The organism is Dyadobacter sp. OTU695 (assembly GCF_038440355.1).
Classification (GTDB): domain Bacteria; phylum Bacteroidota; class Bacteroidia; order Cytophagales; family Spirosomataceae; genus Dyadobacter.
On sequence record NZ_JASATN010000003.1, the window covers coordinates 418,006 to 438,466 of the forward strand.

General features: G+C 44.1%; 16 protein-coding genes, 1 tRNA gene and 1 pseudogene. 6 read left to right on the forward strand and 12 right to left on the reverse strand.

Annotated elements, in window-relative coordinates; translation table 11 throughout:
* Positions 1–243: 243 nt before the first annotated feature.
* The 7 genes and pseudogenes from AAHB90_RS09845 to AAHB90_RS09875 all read right to left on the reverse strand — a co-directional run bounded on the left by AAHB90_RS09845 (position 244) and on the right by AAHB90_RS09875 (position 10,352).
* Complete coding sequence (locus AAHB90_RS09845) at positions 244–930, reverse strand: porin family protein (protein ID WP_342084779.1); 687 nt, start codon at positions 928–930, stop codon at positions 244–246.
* Between the two features lie 507 nt (positions 931–1,437).
* Entirely contained in the window at positions 1,438–1,800 is a 363-nt protein-coding gene (locus tag AAHB90_RS09850; RefSeq protein WP_342084780.1) for a hypothetical protein, read from the reverse strand.
* 288 nt (positions 1,801–2,088) lie between these two features.
* Complete coding sequence (locus AAHB90_RS09855; protein WP_342084782.1) at positions 2,089–2,997, reverse strand: alpha/beta fold hydrolase; 909 nt, start codon at positions 2,995–2,997, stop codon at positions 2,089–2,091.
* Positions 2,998–3,442: 445 nt separating this feature from the next.
* A complete protein-coding gene (locus tag AAHB90_RS09860; protein ID WP_342084784.1) occupies positions 3,443–4,678 on the reverse strand; it encodes an amidohydrolase family protein in 1,236 nt (411 codons plus the stop codon).
* Between the two features lie 164 nt (positions 4,679–4,842).
* Positions 4,843–8,958 carry a hybrid sensor histidine kinase/response regulator transcription factor gene (locus AAHB90_RS09865; RefSeq protein ID WP_342084785.1) on the reverse strand — a complete coding sequence of 1,372 codons (4,116 nt, stop codon included), beginning with the start codon at positions 8,956–8,958 and terminating at the stop codon, positions 4,843–4,845.
* A gap of 68 nt (positions 8,959–9,026) precedes the next feature.
* Positions 9,027–9,278: pseudogene (locus tag AAHB90_RS09870) on the reverse strand (hypothetical protein); the annotation flags it as partial.
* A gap of 393 nt (positions 9,279–9,671) precedes the next feature.
* On the reverse strand, positions 9,672–10,352 hold the full coding sequence (locus tag AAHB90_RS09875) for a helix-turn-helix domain-containing protein (protein WP_342084788.1): 681 nt from the start codon (positions 10,350–10,352) through the stop codon (positions 9,672–9,674).
* Between the two features lie 135 nt (positions 10,353–10,487).
* Here AAHB90_RS09875 and AAHB90_RS09880 point away from each other — a divergent pair, with 135 nt between their 5' ends.
* The 6 genes from AAHB90_RS09880 to AAHB90_RS09905 all read left to right on the forward strand — a co-directional run bounded on the left by AAHB90_RS09880 (position 10,488) and on the right by AAHB90_RS09905 (position 16,044).
* Complete coding sequence (locus AAHB90_RS09880) at positions 10,488–10,751, forward strand: hypothetical protein (RefSeq protein ID WP_342084790.1); 264 nt, start codon at positions 10,488–10,490, stop codon at positions 10,749–10,751.
* 106 nt (positions 10,752–10,857) lie between these two features.
* On the forward strand, positions 10,858–12,090 hold the full coding sequence (locus AAHB90_RS09885) for a tyrosine-type recombinase/integrase (RefSeq protein ID WP_342084791.1): 1,233 nt from the start codon (positions 10,858–10,860) through the stop codon (positions 12,088–12,090).
* 255 nt (positions 12,091–12,345) lie between these two features.
* The gene (locus AAHB90_RS09890) at positions 12,346–12,597 is read left to right on the forward strand and encodes a hypothetical protein (RefSeq protein ID WP_342084792.1); all 252 of its coding nucleotides are present in this window, start codon (positions 12,346–12,348) and stop codon (positions 12,595–12,597) included.
* Positions 12,598–12,667: 70 nt separating this feature from the next.
* Positions 12,668–14,014, forward strand: a complete 1,347-nt coding sequence (locus AAHB90_RS09895) for a VapE domain-containing protein (RefSeq protein WP_342084793.1) — start codon at positions 12,668–12,670, stop codon at positions 14,012–14,014.
* A gap of 232 nt (positions 14,015–14,246) precedes the next feature.
* On the forward strand, positions 14,247–15,140 hold the full coding sequence (locus AAHB90_RS09900) for a toprim domain-containing protein (protein ID WP_342084795.1): 894 nt from the start codon (positions 14,247–14,249) through the stop codon (positions 15,138–15,140).
* 334 nt (positions 15,141–15,474) lie between these two features.
* On the forward strand, positions 15,475–16,044 hold the full coding sequence (locus AAHB90_RS09905) for a hypothetical protein (protein ID WP_342084796.1): 570 nt from the start codon (positions 15,475–15,477) through the stop codon (positions 16,042–16,044).
* 48 nt (positions 16,045–16,092) lie between these two features.
* Here AAHB90_RS09905 and AAHB90_RS09910 read toward each other — a convergent pair whose 3' ends face one another.
* The 5 genes from AAHB90_RS09910 to AAHB90_RS09930 form a co-directional block, all read right to left on the reverse strand.
* On the reverse strand, positions 16,093–18,021 hold the full coding sequence (locus AAHB90_RS09910) for a hypothetical protein (protein ID WP_342084797.1): 1,929 nt from the start codon (positions 18,019–18,021) through the stop codon (positions 16,093–16,095).
* 3 nt (positions 18,022–18,024) lie between these two features.
* Positions 18,025–18,573, reverse strand: a complete 549-nt coding sequence (locus AAHB90_RS09915; RefSeq protein ID WP_342084798.1) for a hypothetical protein — start codon at positions 18,571–18,573, stop codon at positions 18,025–18,027.
* Positions 18,574–18,794: 221 nt separating this feature from the next.
* Positions 18,795–18,868: transfer RNA gene (locus AAHB90_RS09920), tRNA-Arg, on the reverse strand.
* Between the two features lie 88 nt (positions 18,869–18,956).
* On the reverse strand, positions 18,957–19,736 hold the full coding sequence (locus AAHB90_RS09925; protein WP_342084799.1) for an enoyl-CoA hydratase/isomerase family protein: 780 nt from the start codon (positions 19,734–19,736) through the stop codon (positions 18,957–18,959).
* 18 nt (positions 19,737–19,754) lie between these two features.
* Entirely contained in the window at positions 19,755–20,393 is a 639-nt protein-coding gene (locus tag AAHB90_RS09930; RefSeq protein WP_342084800.1) for a hypothetical protein, read from the reverse strand.
* Positions 20,394–20,461 lie beyond the last annotated feature (68 nt).

Here is a 20,461-nt window from a genome sequence, read left to right on the forward strand (position 1 = left end):
GCATTTTGCCTTTCAGGTTTGCATGAAGGTGCGATCCTCTGACGCAATCACAAGCCGAGTTTTGGTACGTCGTTGAATCCCAGGGCTGTAAGGAACTGGCGCATTCGCTTAAAATTGTCCATGATCTGACGCTTTATCATTCGGATATTCCATTTGATACGGTGGGAAATCGGTGTTTTTTGATGTGAAAGTGCTTTGGGAGGATTTCGAGAAGATGGGATATGGTTTAGCAATGGAGGTCCTTTACTTTTTCAGAGGTACCAGTACGCCCAGGTGGAATGACGGGCCGCGATGGTACATGTTCAGGCTTTTGACCACAGGCCGGAGCCCGAGGTGATAGCGTGCTTCGGTGAAAACGGCCACGGACTTCATGGGATAGGCCACGCCGACACCGCCCGCAATGCCATAATCGAATGCGCGTTTCCCAAAGCCTTCCTGCATATCGACGACGCCGGATTCGTCCTTCGACACCACGCCGTCATAAGTTATTTTGGAGGTATATTTCTGTCTCGCATTCCCGACGCGATACCGGACTTCCGGCCCAAGGGAAACAATTCCCGTAAATTTTCCGATTCGAGGCTTCCATTGCACCAGCACCGGCATTTCAATAAAATTCAGCAGAAACTTCCCCGTTTCTTCGGTTTTCATGGTCTTCCCATCTACAGGGCCTTCCGTGACATAGTCATATTGGGCCCCGCGTTGCGAAAGACCCGGCTCAAACTGAATGCTCAGTTTCGAATTCAGGGTTTTATTGAAAAGTAATGCGACATTCACGCCGACCCGGTTGTCGTAATCAAAAATGGCATTTGGCTTGAAATTGGCGACGTTGACGCCCCCGCGAACACCTACCTTGAACTGTGCATGTGACTCCACAGCAGAAAGCAAAACGAAGGTCACAATCAGCAAATGAGTGAACGTAGATTTTTTCATAGAGAGCACGTTTGTTATGATTAACTGATTATATAACGTGCGGTGACATCGTGATCGATATAAAAGGTAGCGCTCCTTTGTGGAAGATCGAAAGATTTGAGAATGAGATTATGTTACGAATCTGGTGAAGCAGGTTTTGATTTCCGTTTAAAGCACAAAAAGAGCCCTGAAAAAATCAGGATCTTTAGGGGAGGGAGATGGGTCTCGAACTTTGCCTCTAATCGGCTCGTAATCAATGTTTTATATCCTTATTTGAGGTGAACCACACGAAAGACTCACTATTTTTTATACATATAGTACAACAGTATATTTGTTATGTATAATTCTTTTGGCGAAAATTGAGTGATCTATGTGTGGATTTTCGCTGGTTTTTGGGTGAGTTTTTGTGTGGTTTTTAGGTGTTCAAAGTTTGGAAAATGCCTGTATTTTCTGGCGGTGGCAACTGCGATGTTGTTTCCGTGCGGAGACTGTAACTCGCGTCAATCAGTGGTTGATGTAAAAATGGGGCTAAACATAGACTTCCAGGTTCTTTGCAATCACAAAATCATTATCATCAAAATCAATACCATGTTCAGGGCCGTCCGCGGGGTCCAAAGAAATGTAGATCTGCTCTGCGTCGGCAAAAAATTTATAGTTCTCAATATAGTAAAATGCGTGATGATTTTTGTAATAAAACGAATACTCAATAACATCTGTGAATCTTAGTACTACATTTTTAAACTTCTTCGAATACAATAAGGTTATCTCAAGATCTAGAAGAAGCCTGTCGTTTTCGCGGTAGACAGAAATTCTATTTAGTTCCCCGCTTACAAGGCTCTCATCATCTGAAAAAAAATCGATGGCATCTTTTCCTTCGGCAACTATGTTCATGTGTAATTAATATTTGACATTCTCATATTCCAAAATCCTTTTTTAATTCATTCTTTTTTGGCGGTCTTCCGGCCTGCTTTTGAGTAACTAGCTTCTAAAATAGGCTTGCCATAAGTTTGCTTGTGATAACGCTCAAAGGCGGGGTGAGAGCATCGGCTTTCCGATGCTCTCTTCATGTAAGAGTCTGTAGTTGGCAAAACTATTTGATCGACAATTTTGTCTGAGTTCATAGACGTGAAAAAAAGGGCGTTGTGGGCGGATATATGATGGATTAAAAAGTACGGGGAGTCACATCTTCGTCCAGCAAATTACCTGTAACATCATTCTTATATTCCCAATCACCATAGCTGCGTCATCTCGATGCACAAAATGTCCGCTGTTGCTTAAATAGATCAGTGCGCCACCCTTACTGGAAGAGTGAATAAAACGTCTCCATCTCAGCATATTAGAGCTATTTTTCGCTTCAAAAAATCGCTCGTGATCATAGTCTTTACTCCGGCGATCCATTGGAACTTCGAGCTTTCCTCCAACAAAAAACAGGATGGGCACCTGGGGAACGGGTAGACTCCTCAGCTCAGCAAAGTCGTTTTTTCGGAGATCCGTCAAAACCTGACCTTCGCTCCATGCAGCGTAATGAGACGAATCTACTTTTGAAGGCGTATATAATCGCTTTATGAGCATTTCATCAATTCGCTTTTCGGAAACCCCGATGTCTCTGAAAATCTGATTCCAGTCCGCTTTGGTCTCTGTAAAATCGGCGGGATCGACAAATACCAGCCCGGCAACATCATTGGGATAATATCCTGCGAAGGCCCGCACATAGACGCCGCCCATCGAGTGACCAACCAAGATATATGGTGGCTCTATTTTCAGTTCCGTTAAAAGCAGTTTGAGGTTCGCCGCTATCTTTTGAGGAGTGGGCAGTTGGAAAACCTTATCTGATTTCTCCACACCTTGCCTGTCATAGAAAAAAACGGGAGTAGTTCTGGCAAGCGAATCTGATACGGTATTCCAATTTCCAAGCCCCATCCCCATACCATTTTCAAAAACCAACACTGGCTGACCGGGCTTTCTTTGCTCTAAACTTCTCGTGAGAACATGGTAATTAATACCGTTTACATTCACCATTTTTTCCTGGGAGAAAACAGAGAGCGTAGGCACCAGCAGAAATATGACGGTCAGGATCTTTATAGACATAGGAATCTGGAAAGCTTCATTTAATCATTTACCGGCAATCAGATAAAGGCAATATTATTGCCTGAATAACACAATACTCAAAACCGTTAACAACCCGAATACTCAGAGTGGAAAATTCCGTTAAAAGTAGGGGTTCGAACCTACGTTATAACCTATTGAATTTCAATACCTAAATGTAGCTCAAAAGGGCTACTTACCGACTGCTCACCTGATTTTGGAGTTGGTGCGATCGTTAGGTAAACCATAAATATAATTGGCTTGGTGATAAGGTATTACATCATAAATCAAGTGAAAAGATTTGGGCCGGGCGGCCGGTGCCGTTCAGGTCGTTTTTGGATACAGGAAATACACTGTCTTCTGGAAAAATTTTCTCGTTTCAATTGACAATTTGTTTAATTATTCTCAATACACTGCTAGAAATGTTAAGCCAAGTTTTGCCTACCGCTCATGTGGAAATGCGGAAAATGCACTCCGCATTTCTGTGGGCCACTTTCATACGTTCGTCATCAGTGAGCGGTGCGGAGTCAATGAAATTAACGGCTGGTGCAGTGGGTTGAAACGGATAATCTATTGCCCACATAATGGAATCAATACCAAGCTTATCGATGCAGAAACGCAGCACCAGGGGATCTTCCACGCCGCTGGTCGTTATAGAAAAATTACGTTTGAAATATTCGCTCGGTTTGAGTTGGTTACCCCGGCCAGCGCGCGCTCCCGGCGCACCCATGAAGTCGAGCCGCCAAAGCCAGAAGGGTAAGGCCTCACCCATATGACCCAGCACAATTTTCAATTTCGGAAAGCGGTCCAACACGCCGCTCAGCATTAACCGCAGTACATGCGTGCCAGCTTCAATGCCATAACCCCAAATCGCACCTTCCAGCCGGTAATCCTGGAAAGGTGCGGCCATACCATCGGACGGGGCCCGGGGATGGATGTAGAGCGGTGCACCTAGAGCTTCGGCTGCTTCCAGGATCGGCCAGAACCTTTGTTCATCCAAATATCCATTCCCCGTATGCGAATTAACCAGGAAGCCGTTCAATTTGAGCGTATGAATAGCTCTTTCCATTTCATTTACGGCCTCCTGCGGGTTTTGAGGAGCAAAGCATGCAAGTCCGGCGAAACGCTTCGGATGCCTGCGGATTGCTTCACTTAACTGGTCATTGGAAAGTCGGGCCAGGGCAACTGCCTGGTCTGTTTCAAAAAGCTGCACACCAGGTAAGCTTAGGGAAAGCAGGTGCATATCTACACCATTGGCATCCATACTGGCTATTCGGCCAGAACCCAAATCTAATAGATTGGGAAGTAGTAAACGTGCACTGGCATCTCTGTTTGACACGGGAGGCGGCGCTTTCGATGGGTCTTGAACAATGGCAGCGGCTGGACTGTCAAAAACCGTTTTTAACAATTTGATATCCAGATTGGAACCACCCTTTCGCACCATGTCTCGCACGGCAGTCGCTACTTCGGGTATCATGAAAGCTTCCTCCGTTGCAATTTTTCTTACGCGCTTTTTAGTAGATACTGGCGCATTGCTGTTCGGTTGAGCTTGTGCAAGCACAGTTTGCCTGGGCCAGGCAGCAACGCCAGCCAATGCGGATAGCTGAGTTAATGCAGTCCGACGGTTGACCGGCTTATTTTCGTTGTCAGGTTCATTAAATGGGTTGATAATTTGAGCGGACATAGCGTTAGGGATTTGCTTGCATGTGAAAATGTTTCAATGCTCAAACCTATCTAATGCCAATGATATCCGTTAGACGAAATCGGCCGCGAGGCAGCAACAATCGACCATGGTCAAAATTTGTAGGAAAATGGGAATATTTTGCTGAGCAGTAACATGAAAGCAGCTTACTTTATCTCTGAACTAGACGCATGAATTCGGGCATATTCGGACGGAGCCTGACCGAACTGGTCCCGAAAACATTTTGTGAAGTAATTTGGATTGGTGAAGCCTACCATAAATGCAATTTCGCTAACATTGCCGTATTGCTGGCTTAGCAGACCAGCAGCTCGTTTCAACCGGAATGTCCGGATCAATTCATTAGCTGATTGTCCAAGCAGGCCCGTTAACTTTCGGTGCAGGTGGGTCTGGCTCACGCCGATTTCCTGACAAAAAACACTTACGTCGAAATCTGTATTGGATAGGTTTTTTTCAAGTAATGCAAAAACGTTTTGCAAAAATTTTTCGTCCGTTGACGTAACAGTTACCTCCGAAGGTTGCACAACGAGTTGCCTGCGAAACCGCTCCCGCAACTGTCTCCGGCCTTCCATCAAGTTCTTGACCCGCGTCAGCAATTCCTGACGGTCAAATGGTTTGGTCAAATAGTCATCAGCACCGTTTTCCAAGCCCGCCAGTTTGCTTTCAATGCCGGTCTTGGCCGTAAGCAAAACCACCGGGATATGGCTGGTCCGCTCATCCGTTTTGAAGCGACGGCATAATTCAATTCCATTCATTCCCGGCATCATAATGTCGCTAATGATCAGATCGGGCAAGTGAGCTAACGCCATACGCCAGCCTTCATCACCATTATCAACTGCCATTGTTCGATAAATCGGGGCAAAGCAATCCACCAAAAAGTTTCGCAAATCGACATTGTCTTCAATGACGAGCATTTGGGCTTTCTGTCGTGCACCGTCAGGGATATTATTCTGAACAGTCGGCCAGGCCGGGCTCCTTGGAAGCTTAGGTGCCGCCAGGCCAATGGCTTGCTGTTGTTCAACGATTGAAAATGGCAATTTTAGCGTAAAAGCGGTGCCGCTGCCTGAGGTGCTTTCCACATTGATTATCCCTTTATGAAGTTCCACCAATTCCTTCACCAGCGCCAGCCCAATCCCCGCGCCTTCAAAGTTGCGGGTAACGGAGCTATCAGCCTGAAAGAAACGATCAAAAATATATGGTAATTGATGAGCGGGTATGCCGATGCCCGTATCCTGCACAACAATCCGTAGATAAGGCGTGTCATTTTGAAGCTCTTCCATTAAAGCTGAAAATTGCACCTGACCACCGGGTTGCGTAAACTTGGCTGCGTTGGTCAGCAGATTTGAAATAATGCGAGCAAAACTGTCCGGATCTGCATTCACCCACACTGGCTGCATCGGCAATGTATAGCGAAATACTAATTGGCGCGACTCGAATAAAGCTACGAATGCTCCGACGAGTTCTTTCAAAAAGGCACTTAGATTGATAGGTCGCAAGGTTAGTGTTAATTTGCCCGCTTCCAATTTAGAAAGGTCGAGCAGCTGGTTGATCATATCAAGCAACTGTCCGGACTGACGGTCAATTAGCTGATAATCTGCATCCAGCGAGGCTCCTGGTTCGGCTTTTAGTTTGTCAATTGTTCCTTTTATCAACGCAAGCGGCGTGCGAAACTCATGGGACAGGTTAGCAAAGAAGTCTGATTTAAGTTTATCAACTTCCTGCAACTTTTCGGCGGTAAGCCGCTCAAACTTTAATTCATTGCGAAGCCGCTCCCGGTTGATCAAATGCCGTCGGGTCAGCCAGATCAGCAGAAGGATTAACATAGTGTACAATGCATACGCCCAACCCATTTTCCACCATGGGGAATGAATGATCACACGAAGCGAAGAGCCGGTTTCGTTCCAGACGCCATCATTGTTCGAAGCCTTAACGCGGAAGGTGTACGAGCCCGGCCTCAGGTCAGTATAGCGGGCAAAGCGCCGGTCACCAGAATAGATCCAGTTCTTGTCTAGCCCGACTAACTGGAAAGCATACTGGTTCTTTTCTGAGATATTATAGTTGAGGGCCACGAATTCAAATGAAAGAAAATTTTTATCATAAGGTAGTTCCAGTACGCCTGACGGAACAGGATACCTTGTTTCCTGAACCGTCAGGCCTGTCAAATGCACAGGTGGTATGACCGTATTTTGCTGGATTTGAGCAGCCTCGAAGCCAACCGCGCCATTGATCGTGCCAAATAGCAATCGACCTTGCCTGCTATGTACACTGCCTAGATTACACTCATTGTCGGGCAGCCCGTCACGTACATCAAAATTCCGGAACTGGTGTAAAACAGGATTGAACCGGCTGATACCATGCCCTGTTCCCAGCCAAAGGTTCCCAAGACCGTCCGGCGCAATGCTGACCACCTGGTTAGAAGGCATTCCATCCTTCATTGTAAAATAAGAAAACTGACCTGTCCGTGGATCGAAGCGATTCAGTCCACCATGATTGGTGCCAACCCACAGAATGCCTTTTTCGTCTTCATAAAGAGCGCGCACCCAATTGTCGGTAAGCTTACCTGGCGAATGAACGCGACCCGTTTGATAGTAAGTAAACTTTCCTGTGGCCGGGTTCAGCCGGTTAAGTCCTTGGGCTGTGGCAATCCAGATGTCTCCCGTTCGGCTCACCAGCAAATCTAGAATTAGAAAATGACTCAACGTACGATCTGGCGTCAGGGCAGCTTCGCTTTTGGGTTGTAAAACATCACGCGTGTAATATTGGCATTGGCCAGTCACAGGGTCCAAGCGACCGATTGCCCCTTTCAAGCCGACCGACCCGCCAATCCAGAGTTTACCGTTCTGATCTTCATCAATGCTCATTGTAGGAACCTTCGTTGGATAGCGAGTAAACGTGCCGCTCGCCCGGTCCAACCGGTGCAACGCCTCCTTGGTGCTGACCCACATTTGCCCTGCATGATCTTCAAAAAGGGTCGAAACACCTTCACTAGTTAATGATTTCGGATTGTCTGGATCTGCTGGAATATGTTCCAGTTTCAAAGTAGATGAACTCCAGCGATAAAGTCCCTTTTGAAGGCTCCCCAGCCAGATCGTTCCCATATGATCTTCCAGCACTGTCTGAAAATTATATTCCGGTAGCCGGATCGGAGCCTGCGGCAAATTTGCCGGGTAGGTCTGGAATCTCCTGGCATGTGCTTTAAGCTGATTAATTCCGTTGTCTGTACCGATCCAAACCGTGCCCGTTCTGTCGCGAAAAATAGCACGGACGTCATTGCTGCTCAGACTACCAGGCCTCGCGGGATCAGATTGGTATATTACCAGCGCACCCGTCTTAGTATCAATTTTTTGCAGGCCTTTGGGTGAGGAAATCCAGATTAACCCGGTGCTGTCCTCAAAAATGCCACTTTCATAAATGGTTTGGTATAAATGGCCTTTCGGATTATAAGCGATTGGCGTCAGCGTATCGCTGGTAATTTTTGTTCGAAATAACCCGTTGCCTTCCGTTCCAATCCACAATTCGCCCGATTTGTCCAAAAGGAATGCATAAGGGCTCACAGGTTTGTCAGCCTGATACGGTAACGCGAACTGTCTTCCACTCGCAGCTCTCCGCCAAACATCCGGACTGTGTATAAGTTTAGGCAATTGCAGGACAATTTGAGAAAAGAGACCTGTTTGCTGATTAAACCGGAAAAGTTGCCCGCGCGATTTTACCTCGATCAGTAAGTCTCCTCGCGAGTCCTGTCCGATAATATGGTTTACACGCTCCATGGGAAACTGACTGAATTTTCTTGTAGTCGTATCAAATCGCAACAGGCCCAGGGGAGTGCCTAGCCACAAAAAGCCATTCCGGTCTTCGAAGAGATTAAAGTGAACATTCCAGTAATAAGAGAGCCCTGAAAGCTGATTATAAGCAGTTACTTTTCCGGTACGCTTTTCAACCTGGTGCAAACCGCCACCCATTGTTGCAACCCAGATCCGTCCCTTTCGGTCTTCGTGAACATCGGTGACAATGGTATGTTGTAAACTGCTGCTGCGGGCGTTGGGGTCGAATTGGAATGCTGTAAACCGATAGCCATCAAACTTATTCAGACCATCAGCGGTGCCAAACCATAAAAAACCTTCCCGATCCTGGCAAATTGCACTGATAAAATTGTTTGACAGCCCGTGCCTGGTAGTTAATTGTTCAAAGCGAACGGGGTATTGCTGGGCTATATTCCTGCCTGAGGATAATAGCACTACTAAACATATACGCACCAACATTTTCATGGTAGCTATATTTTATTGCTGCTAACAATCCGCTACTGGGGACAACTTCCGCAGTCACTTGCGTTCTCTTAACAAGGTAGCGATATTTCGGAATTGTAAGTGATAGCTTTTGGAGTAGAAACTTCCCTGATCCGGGGCCAATACTTGTTGTGAATATCCTCTTTAATCTTCCGATCCACGATTTTGGCGTAAATCTGTGTCGTTCGAATATTAAAATGCCCTAGCATTTTGGACACGCTCTCCATTGGAACTCCATTTGATAGCGTAACCGTCGTTGCAAATGTGTGTTGGGCAATGCGGAAGGAGATATTCCGGCTGAGGCTATTAACTGCCGGTATTTACAGCGATTCTGGTGAGTACTTTTTTGGCCTCTTCTGCCTGCTCACCAAATACTCGACAAAACATTGCGAAAACCTGTATTTTTTGGCGATTTTGACAAAACAAAAGGCCTGTAAATCATTTATTTACAGGCCTTTTGATGCTTTTTAGTGTTGAACTAAGTGGTCACGTAGGGTCTTACGCGAATACCACAAAGTGGCTGATAAACAGGCAGTTGCGGGCAACAATGATTGAATGTAATACCCAGTTTGCACACAAATTGTCTCCGAAACCGAGCATGAAAAAAGTTAATTACTGATAATCAGCTAATTATACTGTTACATACAAGTTCATGTCTAACGCAAATCTGCACATCAACGAATATAAATGCCTCCCTACCGACCTTGCATGAGTTTTGATTCCGTTAACTTGCTCTGCACCATCAATCGAACCAATTCCGGATCGGCGTCAGTCTCAATTGTGTCTATTGAAATATCAAAATCCCACTTGAAGTATTTGGCAAGTAACACTTTCTCATCCTTGTTAAATGGCGCAAGTCTCCAAATTAAGTCGTTGTGTTGCGCAAAATAGCCCATACCCGCGCCTAAGCTAAGGAGTGCAAAGTATATTCGTCTTGCATTCGGATCGCTCAGCACCCGGAGAAATTCCTCGGTTTCTTCTTCATATTCCTTGAGTTCCAGACCAGTCCAATGCGAAAAGGCAACTCCATACTTGTCGATCATCCATTTCTCAAATTGATGGAGACACGATTCAACTACATCCTGGTTATCGTTTAGCTTGGTGAGCGACCGCAGTAGTTGCTCATTTAGAGCCTTAACATCTTGCTCGAGACGTGCTATTAAGTCACCCGACTCCAACTCATACTCGGGGAAAAAGTCTATCTCCCTCACTTCAAGTATTCTAGCAATTTCGCTGAGTCTGGCAACTGTAAGGTCTGTCACTCCCCTCTCAATTTTCCCGTAGTTGATCAAAGCTATACCAAGCGACCTAGCCATCTCAGCCTGCGTAAATCCGCGGACTTCACGGATTTCTCTAATTCGTTTTGCGACACTCATACAAAAATTTATAATCCAATGAATATACCTCGTAATCCATAGAATTATAAATAATTATCTGAATTATTTTGGATATATAATTCACTGGATTACATTTGCGCTAGTTAAAATAATCTAAAAGATTACATTGATGTTATGAGCCAGATTACTCCGATTGAGCTAGCAATGCGCAAATATGAGGAACGTATTTGTGGAAAATTCCGTCCAGACCGGCGGTTTTATTTAAAGGTCGGAATCAATCAAAAGCGATTCGGCCAACTTATGCGACAGGAGAAGCCCATCTACCTGTTTGAGGCACAACGATTATCAGACTTTTTTGGCGTCCCCCTTGCGGACATAGTGAAAAATGAAAGCCCGATCGCTACTGGTAATAGCGTCGGGCCAAATGCCATTGCTTAACTCTCTTAAAATTAAACAGTTACATTATATGCCAAAGTTACAAAATTCTACACTGAGTACTTCCATCGGGAAGGCTCGGCGGCACATCGATGCTACTAATAGACCGATGAGAAAGACATTGTCGATTTCATTTGGCCTAAGGCAAGTAGAAAAAATGCCACTTGACAAAATGGGCTACATCTATATGTGGCTGAGATATGGATCAAAACGAATAGCCTTCAGCACCGGCATCAAGGCATCTCCTAGGGCCTTCGACCAAAAAACAACGGTAATCGCGGGAAATGTGGAGGCAACAGCAATGCTAACCGCTCTTAGACACAAGGCCGAAGCATTCTCATCTGATTTGAAATTGACAGGCCGAGCTATCGATCTACACCTAATCAAAGCGGCAATTCTGGAAACTTATATTGAAAATGTCCCGAACATTATCGAGTGCATCCAGCTATTTAACAAAAACATCATCAACGAATTATATGATTCAGGTGAGCTAGAGAAAGGTTCATACGACAAGCTTCAAGTATGGAATAGACATTGCCAAAAATGGTTGATTGACAAGATGGGAACAAGTCCACGCATTGATGAAATTGTTCCGGCCGATGCCAACCATTTCCTTTTTTGGTTGAAGAAAAAGCATTGTCTATCGCACAATGTCGCCTGCCGAATAGTTGCTCATTTAAAACGCATCATCAACTATGCTGTTGAGAATGAATGGATTCTCCGTAACCCGTTTATGAATTTTCGCAAGAGACTAGAACGGAAGAAAAGAGAGTATTTAACTGAGGCAGAAATTGACTTGCTCGCAAGCGCAAAATTCGCAAGTGATGCTCTCCATTTGTCTTGCGATTTATTTCTATTTCAAATTTATACTGGACTCGGCTACAGAGAGCTTTTAGAGCTGACACCAGGACATATTTCGCTAGTGGATGGTAAGCCCTGCATTCTTATCTCACGTCAAAAAACAAAAGTCTTACAGGTTGCTCCGCTGGTACCAGAGGCTCTCGCCCTATTATCCAAGTACAAAGATTACTCCGTGTGTAGAGAATACGGGGTATGTTTTCCAGTCAGGACAAACCAAAAGTATAACCAGCACCTAAAGCAAGTCGCGTTAGTTCTCGGCATAAGAAAGCGACTTACGACCCACATTGCTCGTCATACAGCCGCGACGCATTATTTAAAAGCTGGCGTACCCTTACTCTCAGTTTCTGCAATGATGGCACATTCAAACGTGCAAATGACCCTTGATCACTATGCTCATATTCAGCCAGAGATGGTTGTACGTGACTTTGCTCCGTTGCTCAATGCGGTTCAACAACCAACTGCCTTGAAAAAAGCCAATTAAAGCTATGATAGCAATCTCTCGAGTAGAACACTGGCCGCGCCGGAATGTATGGTATTGTTTTTGGCAAAGTGCCACCATTAGCGGAAGAATTACGCTTTCCCAATACGCCGCAGTGGAAATTCTGGCTAATCCCCACGTCAAAGTGCGGCATGAAAATCGAGATATCTACTATTTCGGAATTGACAAGGCCACATCAGAGGCACGCCTTGCAAAACCTCACATTAATCAAAAGCTTACACTTTAAACAATTTGACCATGGCAAGAATATCAGAAGTAACCGACAAATGCTTTAAAAGCTTGTATGATTTCATTGACATGCAATTTAGCAGCAATGAAGAAGTGCGTAATGACCTAAGGCTCAATGCCTATAAAGCCGAAAGAAATGTAATGCTCGAATTAATAAAAAGGGAGGCCATTGAGGACGCTCTGACGGAACGGGTTATGAAATACTCGGAAGAGGCAGACGGTCTCGATGAATTTACCGGTCTATTAGTCGATAAAGAATAGAATAACAAGTGAAAAATCCCCTGTTGTCCGCAGGGGATTTTTATAAGCAAGCGTCAATCTAAATCACTTAATGGCAGAGAAAAATAACCTATACAAATATATGAAAGAGACTGATAATAAGCAAACTAACAAATCAAAGTCATACGATAAGCTCTCCCAGATTGAAGAATTCATTTCCGAGTTCTGCGAATTGAGATTCAATATTGTATCGAATACAACAGAATTTTGCCGAAAAGGAGAAAATATCTTCCAGCCGATCGATGAACGAATAAAAGCAACCATGAGGCTCGAAATGGGTAGGAGAAATCTCAGTGGCGTCAAAACATACTTTGAAGACATTTTGAATTCAGATCACGTTCCTATTTTTAACCCATTTGAGGCTTATTTCAGGAGCCTTCCGAAATGGCAAATAGGTGATAGAGACTGGATTAGTGATTTATGTTCATTCATAAAAGTTAAAGAAAACTCAAACCCAGAAGAAAGAAGATGGTTTGCCCAGATGCTGCGAAATCACTTGTTAAGAACGGTCTCGTGTGCGTTACGGAAGATTGAATTTAACAAGCATTGCTTTGTTTTTTTGGGGAAGCAAAATGACGGGAAATCATTTTTCGTCCGCTGGCTAACCCCTCCCCAACTAATAGATTACTACAAGGAAAATCCGCAATTGGACCATAAGGATAGTGTGATCGCGCTCAGCCAAAATCTAATAATCAACCTCGATGAACTTCATGACATGAACAAGGTTGATGCGAATAAGGTGAAGTCTCTGTTTTCCCAATCTGATACCAAGGTCAGGCACCATTACGGCAAGTATGACACATTGCAAAAACGATATGCAAGCTTTTTCGGCACCACCAATGACTCCGAGTTTCTCAACGACGTTACAGGAAACGTCAGGTGGATCGTTTTCGAAATACAAGAAATCTTACACGACGGCGGCAGGGAAAAGGGTTATTCAGCAAACATCCCAATCGACAACGTTTGGTCACAAGCGTATGCACTAGTGCTCCAAGGTCACACAGGTGAACTAACTAAAGAGGAAATTGCTCGGGTTGAAAAAAACAATCTTGCTTACCAAAAGAGAACGACAGAAATCGACCTTATTGAAAGATACCTCACACCTGCTAATACCAAGGATAAATTGGCCTTCCCCGTTACAGCTAGCGACGTTACTCTTGCTCTTAACAAGGTGACTAACAACGCATTTAGGTTAAATCATGTTCAGATAGGGAAGGCACTCACATTTTTGGGGTTTCAAAAATCTGCAGTACGTTTAAATGGGAAAAATCCTACTCACCGGTTCTTTGTTAAGACCAATGATCCAATAATTTCTGAATCCTTGCTTAGTAATGTTGGCTACATAGCTACAAATATCGATAGCCCTCCACAACTGGAATTTCACAAGCCCTATATGTAGATAACTATTGAAACTAAAAGATAGCTACATCTTAGCTACAAATAGAAATGGTGGCGGATTGCTTGACTTGTAGCCGGGTTGACATTTCAGAGCCGCTAAAGAAAAAGGACAGGAAAGAGGCCAAAATGAGGCCAACTGCACGATTTCGTCGCTGTGTAGCCATGTAGCAAGGTAGAGCCATGCACTTCAAACAATACTTCTTCTCATAGAATAGGAATAAATCATTGAAAATATGAAAAGTACAATCGCGGTATCGTCAGAGGAAATTGCAACAGCGAAGGCAATTCCAATTGCGCATTTGTTGCAGGAGAGAGGCTTTCAGCCAAATCACGAGACATCAGGCCAACTTGTTTACTTTTCGCCGTTCAGAGATGAAAAATCAGCATCCTTCTTTGTTAATCCCAGAAGCAACGTTTTTAATGATTTCGGAGGGGGCGGAGATCTTAAAGGAGATGCTATTCGGCTAGTTCAGTTACTTGATAAATGCAGCTTCAAAGAGGCCATCAGAATTTTGATAACCCGCCAAGAGTCAACGGTTCCAAACATCTCCTTTTCTTTTAGCGGCAAAAACCTTTCAGAGCCAGCGAATGGGAAAATAAAAATCCTTTCATCAAGGCCCCTTGCCAATAATCCTGTGCTCTGCAAGTACGTAGAAAACAGGGGAATCGCGTTAGAGTTGGGCTGTAAGTATCTATTTGACGTTCGATACGAAGTTAACGACAGGAAATATTATGCAGCTGGTTTTCCAAATGACTCCGGTGGATACGAGCTTCGCAACGCTCATTTCAAAGGGAAGGCAGGTAATGCTATAACCACCATCCATAAACGTACGAGAAACGTGGCTTTGTTTGAGGGTTTTTTTGACTTTTTGTCGGCATTAGCTTTTTATGGGAAATCCGAGCCTAGCCTTACAACCATCGTGCTCAATACAACCAGCAACCTAAGCAAAGCAATCTCGCTGATACCTTACGGCTCTATTGTCAACTGCTTTCTCGATAATGACTCGACAGGGGTCAGGGCCGCGCAAAAATTAGAGCAATCAGGTTTCACCGTGCATAATCACTCGGCTCAATTATATCCCGATAGTAAAGATTTTAACGAATACCTTCTGCAATGTCAGCGATAATCGCCGATTTTGAGCGATTGAGGCCAAGTTTTAGACCGATTAGGGAGTGATATTTGAGCGATTTAAGAGTGATTTTACTACCGATTTCTCCGCGATTTTTGCACTGATCCAGTGTCTAAATCTGAGATCCTATCTGCACGCATATACAAACGTCAACCTCACTAGCTTGGCATTTTTTTTGCGTTGTAATACAACTTTTACGAGGCGACAAAATACGATTTGGTGTGACGCATAATACACATAAAATTTCAAAAATAAATTATTTAACTATTTGATATTCAATTATTTATGATTAAATTTAATATATATTTCCATCATTAAAACAAAAGACCAAATGAGCTACATTACTGCAAAAATCTCACCGACTCCTTACACTCCCGCCCTGTTCATAAAACAGGATCGCGAATTCAATCCCGACACGATGAATCGGAAGGTATGGTTAGAAAGACAGCTCATAAACATCGAATTCGCGATTTTCAAATATCAAGGTGGACTTTTAGAGCTTTCAAATCAAGCTGCGCAACTCGATGGGAAGAGTGATGCTGCGATGTGGATGCAGCAGGTAGGCGTCTTGGCTCTTAATCTTGGGGTTTCCGGTCTTTCCGAGGCGTCGAAAGGATCGACAGGCACCGGGAGTAATGGAGGATTCGGCGAGGATTTCTCGAAATATTCTGCGATCGCCGGGGCTGCGTTGATAGCTGCAGGCGTTGTTATCAACATTTTCAAGAAGAAAAGAGATGACAAAAGATTGAATGAACTTTATCACGAAGCGGTTAATCTCGGCGCCGACGTCAAGATGCTAGAAAGTATGCGCCAGCGTTATCAGGCGGAATTGACCCGGATGAAGCTTTTGCCGATTTTGCTCTTTGGAGCTGCGGCGTATATAGTCCGAGAAAATAACTGATTTTTGCAAAAGCGGCTTAAAGCACCAACCATTGGAGGGGAGCAGTATCTACTTTTTCCCCTTTAATGCTTTATTAACACGCACTTGAATCAATGAATCTATGTATACCCTGCTAATAGAATCCTTTTTAATGGCACTCCTACTTTTGTCGTCTGTAAAAATATCCGACGAAAGATGAAACGAAGCGATAGTGGCAGCAAAAAGTAGTATCAAAATTATCCGATGTATCCAAGGAATTTTCCTTAGTGAAAACACCGTTTCTCTGGTTATTAGCCAAATTAACACAACGAACAATACCAATACGTACCCGAACACTAGCATAAACCTCAAAGCTTGAGCTACCGTCTCCGTCCGTGTAAAAATTTGAATATTAGACGAAACGAATAATACTATGGCCGCAAACACGCTAAGTATTTCAATATGCCTTTTATCTGTTTTGTCAATAGTTTCTTTAATGTTTTTTATTTGACTCAAGTCGTCAGATATGCTGCTTTGAAATTTGGATATTGTTTCATAAGCGCTCAATTGCGTGGAAATATCAGAAATTTCTTTCTCAACTATTGGATAATTGATTGGTAAAACAAATGAAGAAGCTAGAAAGACTTTTATACGCTCCTCATTTACTGTAATTTCTTGTACGCATTCTTCATATGGAAGTTGAAAGGCTAAAAATCGATGCTCTTTACACCACTTGAATTTTTCTCGAAGTAAAGATTCATATTCCCTTAAATGATCTAGGAGTTTTTTTATAGTTTCAAAATTATCTGCGTACTCACTTTTCTTACCAGAAGAGAAAAGTATATCCAATTCTTTGATGATATAATTACAAACTTTCAAAAAAGGAAAGTAATTATGAACCTTTGTTTCCTTTTGCAAAAATTCGATTTCAGATATTTCATTTAAAACTGTGTCGATACCCGTACCCGGAATACCTATTTTTGCTGAAAGTTTGTTGTTAGCAAAATAATTTGATGTTATCTCCCTAGCTCGTTTATTAAATGCCGATTCAGCAATTTCAGCAGCCTCCTCTTTAAATCTATCACATATCTCAATAAGCTTATTCCAATTGGGATTTGCATGCTTTTGATATTTTACAATGCAATGAAAATCTGAGTATGTAAGCGACTCACGCCTCGCATATTTACCATTACTGATGTGATAATAATGCGAGAATTCTTGAATACGGTTCCGCGAATCAATATCGTAGTGAAGCTCCGTGATCCTATCAAATTCTCCGAAATAATCTTGAACCAAATCTTCCGTCCCCAGTTCTCGTTCGACAAAATCGACCATATACTGGTATTTCATCTTATTTAAGTCATATCTAAACTGAAGTTTTCGAAGCAAAAATGTACACTTGTCCAGCAAAATCCGGAACACTTGATCACTCCCGTATGATCTATCCCTGAGCTCTTCTCGAATAAGAATTAACTGTCGGAGCTTGTCAGGGCCAACAACTGGATAGTGATCATTAATGGCAAGTGCAATATTTGTGGATCGGAAGTCGCTCGCCAAACCTAAAACTGCATGTAATGATGGATGTAAGCCCGAGAACGATTCATTCTTAATAGCATCGAAAGAGTGAATCCCATCGGAAGCAGTAAATTCCCTATGAACTTGAGCGTAAAGATATCGGTACTGGTCAATCGATGATTTGTATATTCTAAAGCAACTAATAATTAAGTCATTCAGCCGATTGGCACCTAGATCTTCTACGGAATCTTGATCTACCAAATAGCTTTCTGACAGCTTACTCGTTAACGAATCGAGATTTTGAACAAATGAGGGGTGGCTTACATATTCGCCAGAAATCACAGATAGATTTAAACTACGGTAAAATCCATTGGAAAAGTCACCAAGAAGCTGGGAAAGAGCGAGCAGTGAGTCGTCTAAATTCGCTTCATCATGTTGTAGGTCTTGAAATTCGCTACTTTGAAAGGAAGTATCAAGCGTGTTTATAAGAGCCTCTAAGTACATAATTTACAATGCGTCGTTAAGTCTAAATATCTTGCTCTCGTTTCGGATTGTGTCCGTTTTTATGGGCAATGAATATTTATTCATGCTACGCGCTAATGCAAATGTGCTTTTCCAGGAATACCATTGATGACTCAGCTCTACCAGTGAGGACGCAGAATACGCTACGAGCTCTAAGTTCTTGTTCTTTAACGCTTCAATTGCCTCATTGAGCCTTTCCTTGTAGGGATTTATCGCATCGAAATAGTTGTCGTTGACAACATTATAGCTTAATCCTTCTTTACTAACGGAATACTTGCTGCAAAGTCTGAGAAAATCGTAAACATCACTTTCTACGTGACCGAACGGTAAAGCAGAAAATTTATGAAAAATATCCAAAAGCCCTTTTGAAGGCCTCTCGCTGTCAACTGCTGAAACAAAAAACAGCAATTTAATCAACTTCAATTTCGTGAAAGTTGATTCGACAGATACCTTGGGTCTCACCTGCTGGTGCCATTTGACGAATCCGTCTATGAGATATTCAAAAGCGAGAATTTTAAGGGCTTTATCTTCCATGATCAGCTGATATTTAAGAAGTTAAGTTGGCTCCCAAAGCAACATGGTCTATTAAGCATTTCACGCGAGTCAATCTACTGCAAATGAACAAAAAATAACGCTGATTCGATCTTTATCGTTCAGTCCAGCTCAAAGAAAATGGATGAGGGCACCTGCAAGCATTATTGTGACCATAAAAAAGCCCCAATACAAGAAGTAATGGGGCTTTTTGTCATTTTTTGTGGTCACGTAGGGATTCGAACCCCAAACCTCCTGATCCGTAGTCAGGTGCTCTATCCAATTGAGCTACGCAACCGTTTCCGAATTGGACTGCAAATGTAGGGACTGAATTTCGCAGTCGCAAATTCTGGCAAAGAAATTTAGCAAAAAAATACCAAAAACAGCTATTCCCCCTGAAAATCAGGCTTTCTTTTTTCCGAAAATGCCGAAATCCCTTCCTGCGCATCCCGGGTGCCAAACAGCATTTCCTGACTTTCCCGCTCGTTTTCCAGCATCTGCGGTAGGTTCGAATGCATCGATTGGTTGAATGCATGCTTCATAGCACCGATGGCCAGTGTCGGGGCGTGGCGGTAATGTTCAATTTGCCTTTCAACTACCGCATCCAACGCCTCTCTCTCCACACAGCGGCTGATCAGCCCGATATCGATAGCGTGGCTCGCATAAATGCGCTGAGCGTTTGTGGCGAGGTCGAAACTGCGGGCAAGACCGATTAGTCGGGGCAGGAAAAACGTTGCACCGGCGTCCGGCATCAGACCGATCTGGACAAATGCGAGGCTCAGATAAGTGTCTTCGGCGGCGATTACCATGTCACACGCCAGCGCCAGCGAGCAACCGGCGCCAACGGCCAAGCCATTCATGCGGCATATTACCGGCTTCGGAATGTCCCGGATCGCCGTAATCATAGGTTCGTAATAGTCCCTGAGTATTTCCCCGGCACTCATGCCCGAAGTTGTTGCTTCTTTCAGGTCGGCGCCGGAACAGAATGCCTTTTCCCCCGTGGCGGTGAGCAACACGACGCGAACAGAATCGTCGTTTGCCGCCGTTTGGATGGCTTTTGTGATCTCGGCGATGAGCGCGGGGCTTAATGCGTGAAAGACATCGGGGCGGTTGAGCGTGATGCGGGCGACCCCATCGCGGTTTTCGAAGATCAGGTTTTGATACATGCCGTGAAGTGTTTTGTATCAAAAGAAGAAATAGACGGTGGCACTACTGACGAAAAGTCCACAAAATACACCTGCGAGGATTTGCGAGGGCGTGTGCGCGTTCAGTTGCAGGCGTGCGCTCATGAGCCAGCCGCCGATGAGGATCGTCAGCAAGAGCGGCAATAGCAAGGCGCTTTCGTCAAAACGGATCATCAGGCCGGAAAGCATTCCGATCGTCCCGCCGATGCCCGTCGCATGCGCGCTGATTTTCCAGAAATTACTGATCATCGCGATCAGCGCGAGCGATAGCGTCACGCTGGCTAGGATGACGGAGATCTGGGGCGCCAGCTCGCCGATCGGTTGCAGCTGCCAGCCGAAAAGATAGGTAGCAAGGCCGTAAATGATCACGCAGGCCAGGTAGGGAATGCGGCGCTCGGCGGCGTTTTCCACATACAATGAAGTGATCATGCCCATCTTTTTGAAATAGAACATCATGATCGCCGGCGCGATGAAGGTATTCAGCCAAAGCAGCAGCAGCAGGCTTCCCAACGCGGGCAGTTCGAATGCGCTGACGCCCACGAGGTCGGGCGAGAGCATAAATAGCAATGCAAACAGGTATGTCGTGAGTATCAGCGGGTGGAAAACGACCGATAATATGATGGCAATTCGATTATTCAAAACAACAGGTCTTTAATCAGATGATGCGGGCAAAATTAACCTGAAAACCAGACTGTACAATGATTGGG

Bases quoted from the DNA above. Each gene is read 5' to 3' on its own strand.
- AAHB90_RS09845 (WP_342084779.1), bottom strand. From the start codon at position 930: ATGAAAAAATCTACGTTCACTCATTTGCTGATTGTGACCTTCGTTTTG.
- AAHB90_RS09850 (WP_342084780.1), bottom strand. From the start codon at position 1,800: ATGAACATAGTTGCCGAAGGAAAAGATGCCATCGATTTTTTTTCAGAT.
- AAHB90_RS09855 (WP_342084782.1), bottom strand. From the start codon at position 2,997: ATGTCTATAAAGATCCTGACCGTCATATTTCTGCTGGTGCCTACGCTC.
- AAHB90_RS09860 (WP_342084784.1), bottom strand. From the start codon at position 4,678: ATGTCCGCTCAAATTATCAACCCATTTAATGAACCTGACAACGAAAAT.
- AAHB90_RS09865 (WP_342084785.1), bottom strand. From the start codon at position 8,958: ATGAAAATGTTGGTGCGTATATGTTTAGTAGTGCTATTATCCTCAGGC.
- AAHB90_RS09875 (WP_342084788.1), bottom strand. From the start codon at position 10,352: ATGAGTGTCGCAAAACGAATTAGAGAAATCCGTGAAGTCCGCGGATTT.
- AAHB90_RS09880 (WP_342084790.1), top strand. From the start codon at position 10,488: ATGAGCCAGATTACTCCGATTGAGCTAGCAATGCGCAAATATGAGGAA.
- AAHB90_RS09885 (WP_342084791.1), top strand. From the start codon at position 10,858: ATGAGAAAGACATTGTCGATTTCATTTGGCCTAAGGCAAGTAGAAAAA.
- AAHB90_RS09890 (WP_342084792.1), top strand. From the start codon at position 12,346: ATGGCAAGAATATCAGAAGTAACCGACAAATGCTTTAAAAGCTTGTAT.
- AAHB90_RS09895 (WP_342084793.1), top strand. From the start codon at position 12,668: ATGGCAGAGAAAAATAACCTATACAAATATATGAAAGAGACTGATAAT.
- AAHB90_RS09900 (WP_342084795.1), top strand. From the start codon at position 14,247: ATGAAAAGTACAATCGCGGTATCGTCAGAGGAAATTGCAACAGCGAAG.
- AAHB90_RS09905 (WP_342084796.1), top strand. From the start codon at position 15,475: ATGAGCTACATTACTGCAAAAATCTCACCGACTCCTTACACTCCCGCC.
- AAHB90_RS09910 (WP_342084797.1), bottom strand. From the start codon at position 18,021: ATGTACTTAGAGGCTCTTATAAACACGCTTGATACTTCCTTTCAAAGT.
- AAHB90_RS09915 (WP_342084798.1), bottom strand. From the start codon at position 18,573: ATGGAAGATAAAGCCCTTAAAATTCTCGCTTTTGAATATCTCATAGAC.
- AAHB90_RS09925 (WP_342084799.1), bottom strand. From the start codon at position 19,736: ATGTATCAAAACCTGATCTTCGAAAACCGCGATGGGGTCGCCCGCATC.